Origin of the sequence: Marinobacterium jannaschii DSM 6295, assembly GCF_000620085.1 — a bacterium.
GTDB lineage: Bacteria > Pseudomonadota > Gammaproteobacteria > Pseudomonadales > Balneatricaceae > Pontibacterium > Pontibacterium jannaschii.
On record NZ_JHVJ01000003.1, the window covers coordinates 91239 to 109898 of the forward strand.

Genomic DNA, 18660 nt, shown 5'->3' on the forward strand with positions numbered 1-18660 from the left:
TGCCAATTGATAGCAATCAGTTATATTTACTGGCATAACCAGCGCGGTCAATTAGGTAGCGTGGCGTAGATGTTATTCCGCAATCCCTGCGCCTGATCAGGTCGAGTGCTGCACCGGCGACCATCGTCTGGAACATCTTGCGGCCATACGGCAGGCAGAGGCAGGCTGTTTCAATCTGTGTACTGTCGCCCCACGCAATCCAGACGGATCCGACCGGTTTATCGTCACTGCCTCCATCTGGTCCGGCTATACCCGACACTGCAACCGCATAGTCCGCACCCGATGCCTCCAGGGCCCCCTGAGCCATCTCTATAACAACCGCTTCACTGACGGCGCCATGAGCCTCCAGCGTCTTGGGATTGACGCCAATCGCACTGGTTTTAATTCGATTGGAATAGGTGACATAGCCAGCTTCAAACACGGCGGATGAGCCGGACTCAGCAGTGATCATCGACGCGATCAGTCCGCCGGTACAGGATTCTGCAGTGGCAAGTGATCTGCCCTGTTGCCGGAGCTGATCGATCAGCGCCCGGCACTGGCTGTCGCTACCGGTCGAAACGATATAGTCTCCGATCAGCGCTTTTAACTGGTCGACAAACTGATGATAGGGCTGTGACTGGCTTTGTTGACCCTGAACTTTTACTTCCAGTGTGGGGGCCCCGGCGCGGAAGCCGAGCTCAACGCCTTCAGGAACTGACAGCTCGCTGTCATCGATCCACTGTTGCAGGTTTGACTCCCCCAGCCCGTAGGTATGGAAGCGGCTGCGGATGGCGGCATCGACTGCATCTGTCCGGGGGCATATCAGGCTGACGATAGTATCGCTGAGCATCTGGCATAATTCACTGGGCACTCCCGGTGTGCAGATGACCAGGCAATTGTTGAGCATCAGATGAAACCCGACCGCAGAGCCACGGGGATTGTCGATAATACTGCAGTGTTGCGGCAAGACCGTCTGCTTAAGGTTGGCCTGATTCAGCCGGGAGCCGCGCTTTTCGCACCAGCGCGTCAGGTGATCAAGCGCTTCAGGGTGAGTCTCCAGCGGCAGTCCGGATGCCTGTGCTAACGCTTCGGCGGTCATATCGTCCCGCGTTGGTCCCAGGCCGCCATTGACGATGATCACATCGGCTGTCTGACTCATTGATGTGAGTTCGCTGATAAGAAGATCAAGTTCGTCTCCAACGGTGACCTTACGATGGATGCTGATGCCGACATCCGCCAGCGCCTCAGCAATCATCGCAGAGTTGCTGTCGACAATGTCGCCACTCATCAGCTCTGTTCCGGTCATCAGTAGTTGTAACTTCATGATCTCTCTTCCTTAGCAATCGAACACCCGGGACGTGGGCAGGTTATAACCCAAGGCCCGATAATACTGGATGGTCAGCTGAGTTTCAGCACTTCCCAGGCTTCTCTTAATGCGATGAACTCCGAAGTGTCGCCGCCTTTATCAGGATGGAGTTCATTCGCCAGGCGGCGATAGCGTTGCTTTATCTCACTGTAGGTTGCTGTCGATGACAGACCCAACAGATCCAGTGCAGACTGGCGCTTGTCCTGATTGAGAAAGCGTTGCCAGAACTGATCCAGCAATTCCTCGACATAGCCGCGATCGGCTCCCTCCATATTGCTCCAGTCAAGATAGTACTCGCGTAAGCTGGCATCGGTCGCATCGCCGGGAAGTGTTGAATCCGCTGCGTTCACACTGGTCGGGCTGATCCCTATATCGAGTGCGCTGATCCGCAGATAGAGCGCCTCTTCCTGCCAGAACTGCAGTTGCAGCTGATATAAAGCGTTCATCACCAGAAAGTGTTTCTGGAACAGGGCGACAGAGTCATCACTGCTCAGCCCCCCGAACATCGACTGGGCATCGAGCGACCTGATCAGGTCATACTCCTTACAGCCCTGGGGGTGGTGCTTAAGTTCGGCGGTTATTGCCTGGAGTAAAGGATTGCGCACGTTTTAAGGGCCTTGTGCTGCAGGTTGAGGTGGCCTTTGATATAGTCCACAGCAAATCTGATCAGCAACCTGAGTGAATGAATGAGTTACATCCCGTTATCAGAATACCCTAAAGCCTGGATTTTTCGCCATAAAGACCTGCCGTTAAGCGAGGAAGACCTGGCTGGAATCCGTCCTCTGACAGAAAGCCGTTCAAACCAGCTATGGGGGCAGCAGATCAGTCAGTATGCCAGCCATCCGGATTACTTTGAGAAGGGTGACTGGCCGGCAGATGGCTCGGTCTGGCAGGAGACCGGGCGCTGGCAGGAAGCCTGGGACAGTCAGGAGCCACAGTTACCGGAGCTGCTAAACGACCATATCGAGTGGGAAGATAATACGGTGGTGTGGTTTTGTTACGAAAGCGATCATGTGATCGAAACCACCTGGGGGATCTTCAAGCGCGCCTGGAAGAACTTTCTGTTTATGGATGATGGCCCACTATTAATTGGCCGTCGCAGAAAGCAAACCGCGCAGTTTTTCCAGAATGGTAATGTTAAAGTGGGTACACGTAAGTAGGGATCGCTGCCCGTATGCCCGGAGGGCGGGATGAAACGCCCCGGGCTCGGGCGTGGTAGCCGACAGCATACCTGCCCTGTTCCTGAGCGACTCCGGAGTCTCTCTGGAGTCCGCGGCGTAATCTGCCGATAACGGCCGGTTATGTCGGTATTTGAGCCAGCATCAAGGAGGATGTATGAAGCTCGTGTATCTTGTTCTGATCCTGTTTATCAGCCTGCCACTGCCCTTATGGGTATCTGCTGCAAACCTGTCTCCGCCAGCGGTCATGTTGGCGAAAACCTACAGCCCGGTATCCGATATTACCCGCTATCTGGTGAGTGAAAAGCTCGACGGGGTGCGTGCCTATTGGGATGGGAAACTGCTTCGCAGTCGCAGCGGCAGGGTGATACAGGCGCCTGACTGGTTTCTTGCGGGCCTGCCTGAGGTGCCGCTCGATGGAGAACTCTGGGCCGGTCGCGGTAACTTTGAGACAGTCTCTGCTGCCTCGCGACGCCGGAATAGCGAACGTGACTGGTGGGATATTCGCTTTATGGTGTTTGATATGCCTGCGGCTGAAGGGGATTTCTCCAGTCGTTACCAAGCGTTAACCGGACTGGTCGAGCGTCTTGACCAGCCCCATCTGGCATTGGTTCAGCACCAGCAACTTGCATCCCCGGAGGCGCTGGATCAACTGCTCTATGCCGTGACCAATCATGGCGGCGAAGGCTTGATGCTGCGACGCGCAGACTCTGCTTATCAGGGCGGGCGCAGCAGTGACATGCTTAAGCTTAAACTGTTTGAGGATGCCGAAGCGGTGGTGATCGCCCATTTGCCCGGCAAGGGGCGTCATCAGGGCCGGCTCGGAGCGCTGTTGGTCCGATTACCCGATGGGAAAAAGCTGAAACTGGGTAGCGGTCTGTCTGATCCTGAGCGCATTACGCCGCCACCGCTTGGCACTACCGTAACCTACCGCTTCAACGGTTATACCTCCAAAGGGCTGCCCCGATTTGCCCGTTATCTGCGGATTCGTAACGACTGATCTCCTTTCCTGTTCAGGTCGCCGGCGAACGCGGCGACCCTTATTTCTTCCGCGTTGTTGTAGATTGAAAACCGCTGCCTGATACCGAATCCCTCTATAAAACAGTCCTGATTAAATCGTGAGAGAAGATATGCGGTTTTTCTCCGGGGCATATCGTAAAAATCGCGGTGATTTCCGGATATTTATATTTTTACGACTGTTCATTTTGTATATCCTTCCACTTCGAAAGAGTTTGCCTGCAAACCTGATTGATCCGGGGCTTCGCGAGGTCAGCCTCCCCAATCTTTTGCTGCACTATTGAGCCAGTATTTGGGGACTTTCAGTGCAACGTCAATGAGTTGGAATGGGTGTTCGTCAGCCCGTATTTATTGTCGTGATAGCTGAACGCTGCGATAGCCTGAGGCCCAATTGATCTGTTAGCTGGCGCCTAAGTACAGGGACGCGCTGATTTTTCTTCTTCAGCGCATGGATCTGCAGCGATCAGGCCGAAAGCCGGTACCTCAGAAGTTGGGGTGTGTCTGCAGATTCAAGGGGCAATGGATGCCTGATGAAGTTATTCAGGAATCCGTTGTGCCATTAATATTGCTATTTTTGCTGCTGTTACTCCAGTCCTGTCTGTCAGAGGCAGCCACAAGCTTTCGCCAGTCAAAAAAGACGCTGGCTAAAATCTACCTTGATCACCCTAAAACCTTCTATTGCGGATGTGATTTCGAGTTTCGCAATAAAAAGCTCAGGCCTGACCTTAACCATTGCGGCTATACGCCACGCAAGAACCCGAAGCGAGCCAGTCGCATCGAATGGGAGCATCTGGTGCCCGCCTGGGCCTTTGGCCACCAGCTGCGCTGCTGGCAGGAGGGTGGGCGGCAAGCCTGTCGCCGGGATAAGCAGTTCCGGCTGATGGAAGCCGATATGCACAATCTGGTACCGGCTATTGGCGAAGTCAATGGTGACCGTTCTAATTATCGCTTTGCGATGATCCCCGGTGAGCGCCGGCGTTATGGGCGCTGTAATATGGAGATCGATTTCAAACAGAGGAAAGCGGAGCCGCCACCCGAGGTACGGGGGGATATCGCCCGCGCCTATTTTTATATGCAACAACGTTACGGCTTGAAAATTTCACGTAGCGAGCGTCGCCTGTTTGAAGCCTGGAACCGGGAAGACCCGGTCGACCGCTGGGAGCGGAAGAAGGCGCAGCGCGTATCTGAGATTCAGGGTAACTCCAATACCTTTGTTACTGATTAATCTGTCCGATCAGATGGCGACATCGGGACAGCATTGGCGGGTTTTCTGGCTCAGCGTGGCGCCCAAAGCCCGCACAGTAGGGCCTGCGTAGTCAGCCTGGCTATAGACCAGATGCATATCCACCATGCGGCTTTGACCTTCGGTAAGCTGCAGGGGCTTTAACAGCCCCGAATCGAGGTGTTGCCGGATCTTCTCCTCGGGAAACCATGCAAAGCCCAGGCCCTGGGTTGCGGCAGCAATAGAGGTTTGCATATTGCTGAATGTCAGGCGGTGCTGTGCCTGCAGCCAGCCGGAATCCAGCCGGCGACTGCCGGAATCCCTTACTACCAGCTGACGGTGGCGCCTGAGCTGCTGGTAGCTCAGAGGGGAGTCCTGCTGATGTAAAGGGTGGTCGGGATGGGCCACGGCGACAAAGCGGATCTGCATCAGGGGGGAGCCGTGAAAGCCGGTGGGAATTCTGCTGCAGATGGCGATATCCACTTCCCGCCGAAGCAGGGCCTCGTCGGTACCGCTGAGCACGGTTTCCAAAACTTCCAGGCGGCACTGTGGGTAGTTGTCACTAAACTCTTGCAGCGCGTTCAGAATCAGCCATTCCGGAAAGATAGTATCTACTGCAATCTTAACTTCCACCTGCTCGCCGGCGGCGTACTGGGCAGCCAGCTCTTCAATCATTCCGGCTTCCTCTACCAGCGTCCGCGCCCGCTGATACAGCACTTTACCAGCCTCGGTAAGCACGGCCCTACGCCCTTCGATCTGGAAGACCCTGACATTTAGCACGCTTTCCAGCTTGCCTACCGCGTAGCTGATGGACGACTGGCTTTTGCCCAGGGCTTCGGCGGCGGCGGCATAACCGCCGGCATCCACAACCGCCAGCAGGGCCTGCCACTGTTCGAGAGTGATTGATGGTTTCATATATCTAAAAAATTGATCAAATCGAACTCATTTTTACTGTTTTTAATCGGATCAATCAATAGGAAACTAGTGTCATCAAACAGAGGCTTACTCAGGAGAGCACACAGATGGCAACTTTACTTCATATCAGTAGCAGCATTTTTGGTTCCGAAGGACAGTCTTCTCAGCTGGCTGATCGCTACCTGCAGCAGTGGAAGAATTCACATCCGGATGGAAAAGTTGTAGTCCGTGATGTGATCGCAGACGCCGTACCTCATCTGGATGGTGCCCGTGCCGGCGCATTTTTTACTCCGGAGGAGAATCGCAGTGCCGAACAGCAAGCCTACGTGGATTACTCTGATTCCCTGATCGCGGAGCTGCGTCAGGCAGATGAGGTGGTGATCGGGCTGCCACTCTATAACTTCAGCATCCCCTCTCAGCTGAAAGCCTACTTTGACCAGCTGGCGCGTGCAGGCGTGACTTTTAAGTACACTGAAAACGGCCCGGTTGGCCTGATCGAAAACAAACCGGTACACCTGCTGGCGACCCGCGGTGGCATCTATAAGGACAGTGAAGCGGATACTTCGATTCCGTTTGTAAAACAGTTTCTGGGCTTTATTGGTCTGAGCGATGTCAGGGTGATCTATGCCGAAGGTCTCAGCATGGAGGATCATAAAGATGCGTCCCTGAGCCAGGCGCGTGCCGAAGTCGATTCGATTCTGTCGGCAATCTGAATCCCGGAATAATGAGCGAGGAGGTGATGTATGGGTCTGTTAGTTGATGGTCAGTGGCATGATCGCTGGTACGACACTGAAAAAAATGATGGCCGCTTTGTCCGCAGCGAGTCGCAGTTCAGAAACTGGGTTACTGCTGACGGCAGTGCAGGCCCGAGCGGGCAGGCAGGATTTAAAGCTGAGCCGGGCCGCTATCACCTTTATGTCTCCCTGGCTTGTCCCTGGGCACACCGGACCCTGATCTTCCGTCAGCTCAAAGGGCTGCAGTCGATGATCAGCGTCGATGTTGTCGATGCCCTGATGGCAGAACAGGGCTGGACTCTGGCGGGTTCAGAAGCCGGGGCGACGGGCGATCGGGTCAATGCAAAACAGTACCTGCATGAGGTCTATAGCCTGGCTGATCCCGGCTACACCGGGCGGGTGACCGTACCGGTACTGTGGGATAAGAAGACCGGCACTATTGTCAGTAATGAGTCGTCCGAAATCATCCGAATGCTAAACAGTGCCTTTGATCATCTGGGTGCGGCGGAAGGCGATTACTATCCGGAAGCCTTGCGCAGCGAGATCGATACGGTTAATGGCTGGATTTACGACGCGGTCAATAATGGCGTCTACCGGGCGGGATTTGCCTCCTCACAGCAAGCCTACGACGAAGCCGTCGAGGTGCTGTTCAGTGCGCTGGATCAGCTTGAGCAAAGGCTTGCCGCCCATCGCTATCTGCTGGGCAACAGGCTTACCGAGGCTGACTGGCGCCTGTTTACCACCCTGCTGCGGTTTGATCCGGTCTATGTCACCCATTTCAAATGTGATCGCAAACGCATCAGTGACTACCCCAATCTGTTCGGTTACCTGAAAGATCTCTATCAGGTGCCCGGTATCGCAGGCACGGTAAATATGAAACATATCCGGGAGCACTACTACCGTAGCCACCGGATGATTAATCCGACCGGTATCTTGTCTGTCGGGCCACAGCAGGATCTGACTGAAGCGCATCAGCGTCATCGCTTTGATCATCCGGAAACCCCTTGAATCAGGACCCTCTATGAAACGTTCAATTGACCAGATCATCCCCGCTATCGAAACCTCAGATGGTGCCGGTGTAAGGATACTGCGCTCTGTCGGGCAGCGTCAGGGCCTCAGAGTCGATCCGTTCCTGATGCTGGATTTCTTCTCATCCTCCAACCCTGATGACTATGTGGCGGGGTTCCCGGCCCATCCTCACCGTGGTTTTGAGACCGTGACCTATATGCTGAACGGTACGCTGCAGCATCGTGATCATATGGGGAATGAAGGCACGCTCAGCTCGGGTGGCGTGCAATGGATGACTGCCGGGCGGGGCGTGATCCATGAAGAGATGCCAAAGCAGCAGGATGGCCTGATGCGGGGTTTCCAGCTGTGGGTTAACCTGCCTGCCGCGCATAAGATGCGGCCCGCCGCGTATCAGAATATAGCGCCACACCAATTGCCACTGATCACATTGCCCGGTGATAGTGGGGAGATGAAGCTAATCGCCGGTGAACTGACGCTGGCAGCTGAGCATTATCAGGGACCTGTCGCCGGTGTAACTGTCGACCCGCTGTTACTGGATCTCCATCTGCAGCAAGGCGCCAGTGTGCAGTTGCCGCTGGAATCAGGACACAACGCCTTTATCTACCTATATGAGGGAGAGGCGGAGATCGGCGATAGAGTACTGGCTACAGACCAGGCGGCAACCCTGACACAGGGGAGTTCGGTTGAGATAAAGGCGCTGAAGGGGGCTCGCCTGCTTCTGGCGGCCGGTCGACCGATCCGGGAGCCTGTGGTGCAGTATGGCCCCTTTGTCATGAACAGCACTGAAGAGATCGACCAGGCTTTGCGAGACTATCGCGAGGGTGTCCTGACTGAAGGCCGGGGTTACTAGCCCAGTCCCATTACGCGCAGGCGCAGCAGGGCGGCCACGCACTGGGCATCGGTAATGTCGCCGCTCATTGCCATATCAATCGCTTCCCGCAGGGGGAGCTTGCGGACGGTGATATCTTCCGTATCTTCATGTTCCGTCTCCTGCTGGCTCAGCTGCTGAGCCAGATAGACATATCCCTCTTCATTGGTCACTGAATTTGAGGTGTGCATCTTCATCAGGAGCTGCAGACGTCCGGCCACCAGCCCTGTTTCCTCCTTCAGTTCGCGTCGGGCGCAGGCTTCCAGGTCCTCGCCCAGCGGGCTGCCGCCCATCGGCAGTTCCCAGGAGTACTCGTTGAGGGCATAGCGGGTCTGGCCAACCAGCCAGGTATTGCCCGCATCATCGACCGGAATCACCGTCACCGAGCGGGTTTTAAAGCTGACTACGCCATAAATTCCCTCACCCCCCGCCGGGTTGATCACCTGATCTTCACGCACGCTGATCCAGGGGTTGTCGTAGATAGCTTTACTGCTTAGGGTCTTCCAGGGGTTGTTGTGATCCATCTGTGTACTTTCCTCGGTGCCGGGACGTGTCGATAGGGGAGAAGTAATTTCCGCGGGTAATTGTAGTTGCCCCAAGCGGGGCTCGGGTTACCGGGATTCAGGGTAGAGCTTTCTTCATCCGGAAGTTAGTCAATACCTCTCCCCGGCGTTCCAGCTGATTCTGCCGGACAAGCTCAAAGCCGTGCCGCGTAAAGAAGGGCCTTGCCAGATAACTGGCATCGGTTTCCAGGATGGTCAGGTTAGCCTCTGACGCCATACGCTCGGCATCCGCCAGGAGCTGGGAGGCGACTCCCTGCCGCTGAAGGTCAGGATCGACATACAGGCAATCAATGTAGCCGTTGGCTCTCAGCTCTATAAACCCCGCCACAGCGGTCCCGGAGATTGCTACCCTTGGCAGCGTTTCGCTAAAACGGTAGCTAAAGAAGTCATAATCGGGCGGAGAGGGGGCCCAGGCTTCCTGCTGGGCCGCCGTGTAAAAGGCGCCGGTGGACTGATGAATGCTGCGATAGAAGATATCAGTCAGCAGCCGGGCATCTTCCGGTTGATAGGCCCTGACCCGCAGCATTTATGCACTGGTCGCCAGTAGCGGTTGTTCCTGTTCCGGCTCTTCGGCAGGCTGCTGCATTGGCCGGGCGTTAATAGCCGCCCGACAGGTCGGACAGCGGGTCGCGATAGAGTTGATATCGGCTTTGAACTCTTCGTACCACCATTTCTGGTCTGCTGCTGCCCAGATCTCTTCGCTGTTGCAATCAGCGCAGACAAAGAAGAGGTCTTCGTAAAACAGTGGCAGCGGGCCGAAGGTTTTGTTGTGGCTCAGCTTCTCGGGATTGGATGGTACACGCTGGATGCCGGGCAGATCTCCCGGTGGACTGTCCAGGCAGGCGGCATATTGGCGACGGGCGCGGCGCAGTTGTCTTTGATGGGAGGCGAATTGACGCAGGCGACGTTGGCTCATGGTACTGGCTCGTGTTGACCAAACATTCTGAAGAGGACACAACTACCCGCCAGGCTCGGAATGTCTCCGGGACTAACAGGGCAATCTCGCCCGCATTGTAGTGAATTTGCGGGGTCAGGGCTATTGAATGTTTCTGCGGCAGTCGCCTATTTATGGTTATCTATTTTGCAAAAGGCTGCGTCGCCACTGACGATAATTGTCTGGTTGTCGCCGAAGCGATGTCGCAGGTCGATAATAATGACGCCACCGCTGTAGATTTCCATCGAAACCTCCTGGGCCTCCCTGACCTCGGACCAGCCATCATGCGACCGGCAGCGGACTTCACAGCCTCCGATAGCACAGCGGTACTGACGCTCCTGAATCAGTTCGGCCGCCATCAGCTGATGACTGTACAGCAGTGAGCAGAATAGGGAGATCGCCGGCAGAACAGCGGTTTGCATACGCATGGTGGTTTCCTGTTAAAACTCCATTTATTGAGACTATCTGCCGGTTGGTCTTAATGAGACCTTAAAAGTCGATCACCCAGTCAATCAGTGCCATGTTCATTCCGGGATTGTCGTTGCCAAGGTCGGCATTGGAGATATGGCCATATTCCACACGGATTTTATGTCCCTGCATCACGGCGTAGCCAATATAAATCTTGGTCTTAAATTCGACGTCGTGTCCCAGCTCCAGACTTTCTTCATCGGTATCGTAGTATCCGACGGTTGCGCCAAAGCCCAGCTGCCAGCGCTGTGATAACTCAAACTCTTTGATCAGGCCGGCACCGACATAATAGGTTTCGTCAGCCAGAAACACATTGGCATAGGGCTTGAGGCCAAGAAACGACTGCAACTCGTTCCCCTCCAGTCCCAGATCGATCACTGTGTGGTGCTTGTCATCGCGGCCTTCTGCGGCGCCAACGCCGAGCACCAGCGAGGATGCGAGAGTGCTGTGGCTGAATATAAGCAGGAGAAAGAGCAGAGTGATATTTTTTGTATTCATGAAGCTTCCCTGAGAGTGTGGATCTTGTAGGAGTACGGGGACCTTAGAGCACGTCCTTTGCACCTCAGGATGATCGGGCTACCCAAAGGGTAGCGGTGAAGCAGTTAACCGCTTGATGTTGCAAGCAATTTGCAAAGGAGGCCGGTGAACCCTGCGAACTCCTCTGCCCGGCTTACCACTTCCTGGCGCGCTGAGTTAATTCAGCGGTCCCCAAATCAGATACAACAAATTCGACTACGGTCGCATTTAATTTCAGCTTAGCAGATCGATTGAAAACCGCTCTTTATTGATAAAAATGCAACGCTGCGTGTCGGTTATTGTTGTCTCCGGTTGTTGCGGATGAGGGACTGATAGCGTAACTTTGACGAATCGTCACTAAAGAGCTGAAAACGCACAGAATGAGCCCAAGGGTAATAGATGACGCCACATTAGTGGCACGAGAGCAGACCATGCTAGACGCCGCGCTGGAGATTATCAGCGAGCAGGGCGTGGCGGCGCTGACGATGGATAAGCTGGTGGCCCGGGTGCCGTATTCCAAGGGTACGGTCTATAACCACTTTTCCGGCAAGGAAGATCTGCTGGTGGCACTGTGCAACAGCAGTATGCAGTCTTTGCTGGAGCTGTTTCAGCGCGTGCTGACGTTTAATGGTTTAAGCCGGCATAAAATGCTGGCGATCTGTTTTGCATATATGCTGTTCGCCAAGCTCTATCCGCGTAAATTCATGCTGGTGATTACCGCAAAGATACCGGCGGTTTCAGAGAAGTGTTCCAGCCGGCGTCAGGCTGAGCATCAGGAGCTGGATGAAACATTACTCGGTGTGGCCTTTGAAGTTATCCGCGAGGCACTTGAAGCCGGTGAGCTGACGCTTCCGGAAAGCCGTCTGCCGGAACAGGTAGCGTTCTCAGTCTGGGCAATGTGTTTCGGCACCATCGCACTGTTGAGTGAGGATATCGAGCAGTGCTCAGCCCGTAGCGAACTACTGATGGAGCAGGAGGTGATCAGCCACAGCAACATCGTACTCGATGGTCTGGGCTGGCAGCCGGACGCTGCGCAGAGCGATATGAATGAGGTGGTGAACCGCTTTAAGCAGGAGCTGTTCGCCGAAGAGATAGAGAAACTGGGCTATCAGGGGCGATCCCTTAAGCTCTGAACTCTCTGACTGTAATCAGGGCGGCCGCTGCCGCCTTTTAAATGGACTTTATGTTGACGATTCGTCACAAAACGGGGCTTGCGATGAAAAATCGATTATTCCGCGCCGTCACTGATTACCCGGTCTGGGTAGTCACGCTGACGCTGCTACTGGTGTTTGCAGCCGCTGCCGGTGCGCCAAACCTGGTATTTAAATCCGACTACCGGGTCTTCTTCTCAGAGGAGAACCCGCAATTAACCGCCTTCGAGGCGATGCAACGGGTATATAACAAAAGTGACAATGTCTCCTTTGTTATAGCGCCTGAAGATGGCAATGTCTTTACGCCGGAACATCTGGCTGCGGTGCAGAAACTCACCACAGAAGCCTGGCAGATTCCCTATTCCACCCGGGTCGATTCGATCACCAACTTCCAGCACACCTGGGCGGAAGAGGATGACATGATCGTTGAAGATCTGGTGCTGGAGCCGGAAACCCTGACCGACGAAGATATGCCGCGCATCCGCCAGGTGGCAACCTCAGAGCCGCTACTGGTAGGTAAGCTGGTATCGCCTGAGGGCCATGTCAATGTGGTGAATGTGACCGTACAGTTACCCGGTGTGAATCCCGTTACCGAGGTGCCGGAAGTTACTGCCAAGGTACGCGAGATTAAGGCGCAGTTTGAGGCCGCCAACCCGGACAGTAAAGTCTACCTCTCCGGCGTTGTGATGATGAATAACAGCTTTGCAGAGTCCTCACTCACCGACAATGCCACGCTGGTGCCGCTGATGTTCGGCGTCGTGTTACTGGGTATGATCATCATGCTGCGTACCTTCAGTGGTACCTTTGCTACGGTATTGATCATCATCTTTTCGATTGTCAGCACTATGGGCATCGTGGGCTGGGCCGGCTTCTTCCTCACCGGGCCTTCGGCCAGCGCCCCGACCATGATCCTGACGCTGGCGGTGGCGGACTGTGTGCATATCCTCACCACCATGTTCTATGAGATGCGTCAGGGCGTCGAGAAGCGTAAGGCGATCATCGACAGCCTGAAAATTAACTTCCAGCCAATCCTGCTGACCAGTGTGACCACGGCGATCGGCTTCCTCAGCATGAACTTCTCTGACTCACCGCCGTTCCGCGATCTGGGCAACATGGTGGCGATCGGTGTCATGCTGGCCTTCGTTTTCTCTGTGACCGTGTTCCCGGCCTTGCTGATGATCCTGCCGGTGAAGATCAAGCCGCGTCCTGAAGGTAAGCGCGACCTGATGCACAAACTGTCTGACTTTGTTATCGCCAACCGCCGCAAGCTGTTGCCGGGTATGAGTGTGGTCATGCTGACTCTGGTCGCTTTCCTGCCGCAGAACAAGCTGAACGATGACTTCGTAAAGTATTTTGATACCAGCGTGCCGTTCCGTCAGGCGACCGACTTCATGCAGGACAACCTGTCCGGTATGACCAATGTGGAGATCTCCATCGATAGCGGCGAAAGCAGCGGAATCAACTCACCACAGTTTCTCAAGGTGATGGGCGATTTCAGCAGCTGGTTGCGGGCGCAGCCGGAAACGGATCACCTCAACACCCTTTCAGACACCATTAAGCGTCTGAATAAGAACATGCATGCTGACGATGAGAGCTACTACAAGCTGCCTGAAGACCGTGAACTGTCAGCTCAGTACCTGCTGTTGTATGAGATGTCGCTGCCGTATGGACTGGACCTTAACGACCAGCTGAACGTCGACAAGTCATCCACCCGCATGATCGTCACACTGCGCAATATGACCAGTAAAGAGATGGTCGCGGTGGAAAACCGGATCTATCAGTGGTTTGAGGCCAACGCACCGCAACTTACCGTGCACGTAGCCAGCCCGAACCTGATGTTTGCCCATATCGGCCAGCGCAATATCCAGAGCATGCTGATCGGTACTACGGTTGCGCTGATCCTGATCTCGGTCCTGCTGGGCATCGCTCTGCGTTCCGTACGCTATGGCTTTATCAGCCTGCTGCCTAACCTGGCGCCGGCGGCGATGGGATTCGGTCTCTGGTACATGATTGACGGCTATGTCGGACTGGCACTGTCGATCGTAGCCGGTATGACCCTGGGTATCGTGGTGGATGACACCGTCCACTTCCTCAGTAAGTACCTGTATGCCCGCAATAAGCGAGGCGCAAGCAGCGAGGAAGCTGTATCCTACGCCTTCGCCAGCGTGGGCCGGGCACTCTGGATCACCACACTGGTGCTGGTGGCAGGCTTCATGGTACTGGCACAGTCGAGCTTTAAGGTAAATGCCGATATGGGGCTGCTGACCGCAATCACCATATTGATTGCTCTGGTGGTGGACTTCCTGTTCCTGCCGCCGTTATTGATGAAACTGGATAATCACGTATCTGCAAAAAAGGGAGATCGCAATGAAGTCGTTAACTAAATCTTTCAACAGCCTGCTGCTGGCCGCCACTGTCGTTATGCCGGTTATGGCGCTGGCTGAAACTGCAGAAGAGAAAGGTCTGGCGATCTCAAAGGAGGCTAAGGTCCGTGACCTGGGCTGGGCTGATATGCAGGCGGATATGCGTATGGTATTGCGTAACAAGCAGGGCCAGGAAAGCCTGCGCGAGATCCGCATGAAGTCACTGGAAGTCGCGGACGACGGCGACAAAAGCCTGACCGTATTCGATAAGCCCCGCGATGTTAAAGGCACGGCATTCCTGAGCTTTTCTCACCCGGTCGGAGCGGACGATCAGTGGCTGTATCTGCCGGCCCTGAAAAGGGTGAAGCGGATCGCCTCCCGCAACAAGTCCGGCCCGTTTATGGGCTCTGAATTCGCATACGAAGACCTGACCTCGTTCGAGATCGAGAAGTACAGCTACAAATACCTGCGTGACGAAGCCTGCGAAGGCGGCACCTGCTTTGTAGTCGAGCAGTATCCGGTCGACAAGCACTCGGGTTATACCCGTCGCGTGGTCTGGATTGACCAGAACGAGTACCGCATCTGGAAGGTCGATTTCTTTGACCGTAAAAACTCGCCGTTGAAGACCCTGACCTTCGAAGGCTACAACCAGTACCTCAGCAAATACTGGCGTGCCGACCTGCAGAAAATGGTGAACCACCAGAACGGTAAGAGTACCGACCTGGTCTGGAGTGACTACCGCTTCCAGACCGGCCTGAGCGACAGCGACTTCAACAAGAACACTCTGAAGCGTGCCCGTTAAGATGAGACTGAGTCGCAAATTAGGCGCAGCAAGGCTGGCATCCGCTGTGATGCTGGCGGCGCTGCCACTGTCACAGGTGCAGGCGGAAGGTATCTACTTTGAGATGGCCGGTAAGGTGTCCGGCGAGCTGCGTTACTTTACCGAAGAAGCGCAGTTTGCCGGTCAGGATCAGGAGACAAATATCTCCTTTGCCGCCGAACCGGAGTTCTTCTGGGAGTGGAACGAGGGCAGTGACAGCCTGACCTTTACTCCTTTTCTGCGGGTCGACCAGCATGATGACGAGCGAACTCACGGCGATATCCGCGAACTGAGCTGGATACATGTGGGTGAAGACTGGGAGCTGCGTGCCGGATTGCGCAAGGTGTTCTGGGGCGTCACCGAGTTCCAGCATCTGGTGGATGTGATTAACCAGACCGATGCGGTGGAAGACTTCGACGGCGAGGATAAGCTGGGACAGCAGATGGTTAACCTGTCGCTGGTCCGTGACTGGGGCATCCTCGACCTGTTTTTGCTGCCGGGATTCCGAGAGCGGACTTTTGCCGGTGACGATGGCCGTCTGCGTTTCGGATTGCCGGTGCTGACAGACCGCGCAACCTATGAATCCGCTGCCGGGGAAAATCATCTGGATACCGCCATCCGCTGGAGTCACTCCGTCGATGTCTACGATATGGGGGTCTACTGGTTCCACGGTACCGGACGTGATCCGGTGTTGCAGCTGCAGAATGTCAACGGTCAGCCTTCTCTGGTGCCTCACTACCAGCAGGTGGATCAGATCGGGTTCGATCTGCAGGCCACCATCGACAGCTGGCTTTGGAAGCTGGAGCTGCTGTGGCAGGACAACAACACCGAGTCGTACAGCGCAGTCCAGGGGGGCTTTGAGTACACCCTTTACGGTATCTCTGATACCGCCTGGGATCTGGGCCTGCTGATGGAATACGGTTGGGATGAACGGCGTGAGGATGCACCGGTTTCGGCGCAGAACGATCTCTTCTTTGGTGCCCGTCTGGCACTGAATGATGCAGAAAGTACTGAAGTCCTGGCCGGGATCAGCCATGACCTGGATTTCGACAGCCAGGGACTGATCGTAGAGGCAAGCCGCCGCTATGGTGATAACTGGAAGGCCAGCATCGACGGGCGCTTTTTTTATGCGGATGATCCGGCCGATCCGGCGTACAGCTTCCGGAAAGATGACCATCTGCAGCTGACGGTCGAGCGCTTCTTCTGAGAGACGCCTGACCTGACAAGCCCCGAGCCCGCGCTGATCCCGCGGGCTTTTTTCTGTCTGAAAAACACCAGAGTCCGCGGTAATGACCGCGCGGTTTAAGCAATATCTGAAGCCTGACGTAGCCCTTGGGTGCTGGCGGCGTCAGGTGAAGCCGGCGGCAGATCGTCTATATTGCCTGTACCCTTCGGGTGTCTGTGTACATCCGTGAATTGAGCGATGTGGCATCAGATCCGGCACCTGCAGCGTTTGCACTCTGAACCCGCAAACCTGGTATGACTGCTGAGACTGAGTCCGCCTAACGTGATAATGGCCCTGTATGAAGCGCATCCGCCGGTTTGGAATCGACAGTCAGCATCGTATCGCCTTTTACCTGAACCGGCTGAGAGAAAGGCTGTGGGTGAAGCCATTATTCTTCTGCATTCTGTCTATCGGCGTCGCCTTTCTGGCCGGTCTGGCGGATCACGTCGCGCCGGGCCTGAAGGTACCGGATATATCAGCAGCTTCGATTGAAACCCTGCTGACGATAATCTCCTCCAGTATGCTGGTGATCGCTGTCTTTGCAGCGGGGGCGATGTTATCGGCCTATACATCGGCCTCCAGTATCGCCACGCCGCGATCGTTCAGCCTGGTGGTGGCTGATGATGTGTCACAAAATGCACTGTCCACTTTTCTTGGCGCATTTATCTTCAGTATTGTCGGACTGGTGGCATTGCTGAACGGGTTCTATCAGCAGGCTGGCCGTTTCCTGCTGTTTCTGCTGATTATTGTGGTTTTTGCCATCGTGATACTGAGCTTCGTGCGCTGGGTTGACCGCATTGCCCGTCTGGGCCGCTTGGGTACCTCAATTCTCAAGGTCGAAAAAGCCACCGCGTCCGCGATGAAGATGCGGGCGGCCCATCCGACGATGCAGGCCGCCAGAGGGCAGGGAGGTTCTAAGGGGACTCCGTTGCAGTCGGGGCGGGTCGGATATGTTCAGCGTATTGATATGGAGAAGCTGCAGCGTCTGGCAGAGAAAGGCCGGATCCGTATCGTGGTGGCTGCGTTGCCCGGAGCTTTTGCCTGTTCGGGCAAACCTCTGGCCTATATCGAGACGGAGGCGGGTGCCGATCAGGTGATTGATGATGAAAGCCTGTGCGAGGCATTTGAGATCGGTAACGACCGGACTTTTGATGAAGATCCCCGCTTTGGCCTGGTGGTACTGTCGGAGATTGCCAGCCGCGCGCTGTCACCGGCGGTGAATGATCCGGGCACGGCGATCGATGTGATTGGCAGCCTTGTCCGGTTATTTACCCTCTGGGCGAGAACGGCCCCTGATTCAGCGGTATCTGATACCTACTATGACCGGATAGAGATTGCAGAGTTGTCGATTGACGATATGTTTGAGGATGCTTTCAGCGCTATTGCACGGGATGGCGCCTCGATGCTGGAGGTGGCTATCCGTTTGCAGAAAGGTCTCTATTCACTGACGCAGCTTGGTTCCCAGGCGATGGGGCAGGCCGCAGCCGATCAGGCGGCGCTGGCTGAAAAATACGCCGAGGCGGCACTGCGCTTGCCGGAGGAGGTCGAGCGGCTGAAAGCGGTCTCCCGGCGGACTGTTCAGCGGGGTTTATCGGGTGATAAAGACGGCGAAGCCGGGGAATGATATCCCGCTGTCAGAACAGAGGCGACAGAACGGAGGCGGCAAAATCGGTGCGGAGGGCCCGCGCCGGTATGTTCCGCAGCGCGGCCTGCATGAGCTCGTTCAGGATTCAATGGTGCGTTTTATCCGCTTCCACAGATCTTCACACAGCGCCGGGCGGTAAACCGCCTCGACGAACTGATCATGTTCGGCGAGATACATCTCCAGTTTCTCTTCATTTCCCCCGGCAATGCAGGCTTCAAGGTTCGCCAGCCGGTCGGCGGTTTTAACCACCAATGCCAGGGCTTCCTCGCTGTCCTGATCGATCGCGGCCAGGCGGGCGTTTGCCTGCTTTTTGCGTTCGCGCCGGGTTTTGCCGGGTGGGTCGGATACCAGCTGCACGCAGCGGGCTATACGGGCACCGAACTGGTCTGCAATCATCGTCTCGCTGACGGGCGTATCCTCCAGCACATCGTGCAGATAGCCGATAACGATAGCAGCAGAACCGTAGGGTTTGAGAATACGTGCGACTGCATCCAGATGCACACTGTAGGGAAGCTCGCCATACAGTTGTTCGCCGTGCGCACAAAGCGCAAATTGCCTGGCTTTCTTAAGCATTTTGAGTCAATAGCGTATTGGTTAGGGGTGAGGGCCTGAAATTCAGTATAAACCCGACGGCCGGAATTGCAGTGAATTCAGAATAATTGCCGAT

The 18660-nt window shown here is 55.3% G+C and carries 20 protein-coding genes; 11 read left to right on the top strand and 9 right to left on the bottom strand.

Going from position 1 to position 18660, the window contains the following annotated elements; all coding sequences use genetic code 11:
• Nucleotides 1-16: 16 nt before the first annotated feature.
• A complete protein-coding gene (locus tag Q354_RS0100355; protein ID WP_027855870.1) occupies nucleotides 17-1303 on the bottom strand; it encodes a CinA family nicotinamide mononucleotide deamidase-related protein in 1287 nt (428 codons plus the stop codon).
• A gap of 74 nt (nucleotides 1304-1377) precedes the next feature.
• Nucleotides 1378-1950, bottom strand: a complete 573-nt coding sequence (locus Q354_RS0100360) for a DNA-J related domain-containing protein (RefSeq protein WP_027855871.1) — start codon at nucleotides 1948-1950, stop codon at nucleotides 1378-1380.
• An 81-nt stretch (nucleotides 1951-2031) separates the two neighbouring features.
• On the opposite strand from Q354_RS0100360, the gene Q354_RS0100365 reads away from it, so the two are divergent.
• The 3 genes from Q354_RS0100365 (at nucleotide 2032) to Q354_RS0100375 (ending at nucleotide 4765) form a co-directional block, all read left to right on the top strand.
• Complete coding sequence (locus Q354_RS0100365; protein ID WP_027855872.1) at nucleotides 2032-2505, top strand: DUF2947 domain-containing protein; 474 nt, start codon at nucleotides 2032-2034, stop codon at nucleotides 2503-2505.
• A 175-nt stretch (nucleotides 2506-2680) separates the two neighbouring features.
• Nucleotides 2681-3523 carry a DNA ligase gene (locus Q354_RS0100370; protein ID WP_027855873.1) on the top strand — a complete coding sequence of 281 codons (843 nt, stop codon included), beginning with the start codon at nucleotides 2681-2683 and terminating at the stop codon, nucleotides 3521-3523.
• A gap of 540 nt (nucleotides 3524-4063) precedes the next feature.
• On the top strand, nucleotides 4064-4765 hold the full coding sequence (locus tag Q354_RS0100375; protein ID WP_051559770.1) for an endonuclease: 702 nt from the start codon (nucleotides 4064-4066) through the stop codon (nucleotides 4763-4765).
• A gap of 9 nt (nucleotides 4766-4774) precedes the next feature.
• Here the strand turns inward: Q354_RS0100375 and Q354_RS0100380 are convergent, their stop codons facing one another.
• Nucleotides 4775-5677 (bottom strand): LysR family transcriptional regulator, encoded by a 903-nt coding sequence (locus tag Q354_RS0100380; RefSeq protein ID WP_027855875.1) that lies wholly within the window; start codon nucleotides 5675-5677, stop codon nucleotides 4775-4777.
• A 107-nt stretch (nucleotides 5678-5784) separates the two neighbouring features.
• Here Q354_RS0100380 and Q354_RS0100385 point away from each other — a divergent pair, with 107 nt between their 5' ends.
• Genes Q354_RS0100385 through Q354_RS0100395 form a run of 3 tightly spaced genes read left to right on the top strand, consistent with a single transcriptional unit; the run spans nucleotide 5785 to nucleotide 8290 of the window.
• Nucleotides 5785-6390 carry an FMN-dependent NADH-azoreductase gene (locus Q354_RS0100385; RefSeq protein ID WP_027855876.1) on the top strand — a complete coding sequence of 202 codons (606 nt, stop codon included), beginning with the start codon at nucleotides 5785-5787 and terminating at the stop codon, nucleotides 6388-6390.
• Between the two features lie 30 nt (nucleotides 6391-6420).
• Entirely contained in the window at nucleotides 6421-7419 is a 999-nt protein-coding gene (locus Q354_RS0100390; protein ID WP_027855877.1) for a glutathione S-transferase family protein, read from the top strand.
• 13 nt (nucleotides 7420-7432) lie between these two features.
• Entirely contained in the window at nucleotides 7433-8290 is an 858-nt protein-coding gene (locus tag Q354_RS0100395) for a pirin family protein (protein ID WP_027855878.1), read from the top strand.
• On the opposite strand, the gene Q354_RS0100400 is transcribed toward Q354_RS0100395, so the two are convergent.
• The 5 genes from Q354_RS0100400 to Q354_RS0100420 all read right to left on the bottom strand — a co-directional run bounded on the left by Q354_RS0100400 (nucleotide 8287) and on the right by Q354_RS0100420 (nucleotide 10771).
• Complete coding sequence (locus tag Q354_RS0100400; protein WP_027855879.1) at nucleotides 8287-8832, bottom strand: NUDIX domain-containing protein; 546 nt, start codon at nucleotides 8830-8832, stop codon at nucleotides 8287-8289. The two genes, Q354_RS0100395 and Q354_RS0100400, sit on opposite strands and share 4 nt — an antisense overlap.
• 97 nt (nucleotides 8833-8929) lie before the next feature.
• The gene (locus tag Q354_RS0100405) at nucleotides 8930-9397 is read right to left on the bottom strand and encodes a GNAT family N-acetyltransferase (RefSeq protein WP_027855880.1); all 468 of its coding nucleotides are present in this window, start codon (nucleotides 9395-9397) and stop codon (nucleotides 8930-8932) included.
• Nucleotides 9398-9787, bottom strand: coding sequence for a zinc-ribbon domain containing protein (locus Q354_RS24090; RefSeq protein ID WP_051559771.1), 390 nt, complete (start codon nucleotides 9785-9787; stop codon nucleotides 9398-9400).
• Nucleotides 9788-9933: 146 nt separating this feature from the next.
• The gene (locus Q354_RS0100415; RefSeq protein ID WP_027855881.1) at nucleotides 9934-10233 is read right to left on the bottom strand and encodes a hypothetical protein; all 300 of its coding nucleotides are present in this window, start codon (nucleotides 10231-10233) and stop codon (nucleotides 9934-9936) included.
• Between the two features lie 61 nt (nucleotides 10234-10294).
• Entirely contained in the window at nucleotides 10295-10771 is a 477-nt protein-coding gene (locus tag Q354_RS0100420; RefSeq protein WP_027855882.1) for an acyloxyacyl hydrolase, read from the bottom strand.
• A gap of 398 nt (nucleotides 10772-11169) precedes the next feature.
• On the opposite strand from Q354_RS0100420, the gene Q354_RS0100425 reads away from it, so the two are divergent.
• From Q354_RS0100425 to Q354_RS24095, 5 genes are all read left to right on the top strand, one after another.
• Nucleotides 11170-11922 carry a TetR/AcrR family transcriptional regulator gene (locus tag Q354_RS0100425; RefSeq protein ID WP_027855883.1) on the top strand — a complete coding sequence of 251 codons (753 nt, stop codon included), beginning with the start codon at nucleotides 11170-11172 and terminating at the stop codon, nucleotides 11920-11922.
• A gap of 83 nt (nucleotides 11923-12005) precedes the next feature.
• Nucleotides 12006-14324: an efflux RND transporter permease subunit gene (locus Q354_RS0100430; protein ID WP_027855884.1), complete on the top strand. Its 2319-nt coding sequence runs from the start codon at nucleotides 12006-12008 to the stop codon at nucleotides 14322-14324.
• A complete protein-coding gene (locus Q354_RS0100435; protein WP_027855885.1) occupies nucleotides 14308-15105 on the top strand; it encodes an outer membrane lipoprotein-sorting protein in 798 nt (265 codons plus the stop codon). Before Q354_RS0100430 ends, Q354_RS0100435 begins: the two co-directional genes overlap by 17 nt.
• Before the next feature lies 1 nt (nucleotide 15106).
• Entirely contained in the window at nucleotides 15107-16330 is a 1224-nt protein-coding gene (locus Q354_RS0100440) for a hypothetical protein (RefSeq protein WP_027855886.1), read from the top strand.
• 316 nt (nucleotides 16331-16646) lie between these two features.
• Nucleotides 16647-17972, top strand: coding sequence for a DUF2254 domain-containing protein (locus tag Q354_RS24095; protein ID WP_051559773.1), 1326 nt, complete (start codon nucleotides 16647-16649; stop codon nucleotides 17970-17972).
• A gap of 99 nt (nucleotides 17973-18071) precedes the next feature.
• On the opposite strand, the gene Q354_RS0100450 is transcribed toward Q354_RS24095, so the two are convergent.
• Nucleotides 18072-18566 carry an HD domain-containing protein gene (locus Q354_RS0100450; RefSeq protein ID WP_027855887.1) on the bottom strand — a complete coding sequence of 165 codons (495 nt, stop codon included), beginning with the start codon at nucleotides 18564-18566 and terminating at the stop codon, nucleotides 18072-18074.
• Between the last annotated feature and the right edge of the window lie 94 nt (nucleotides 18567-18660).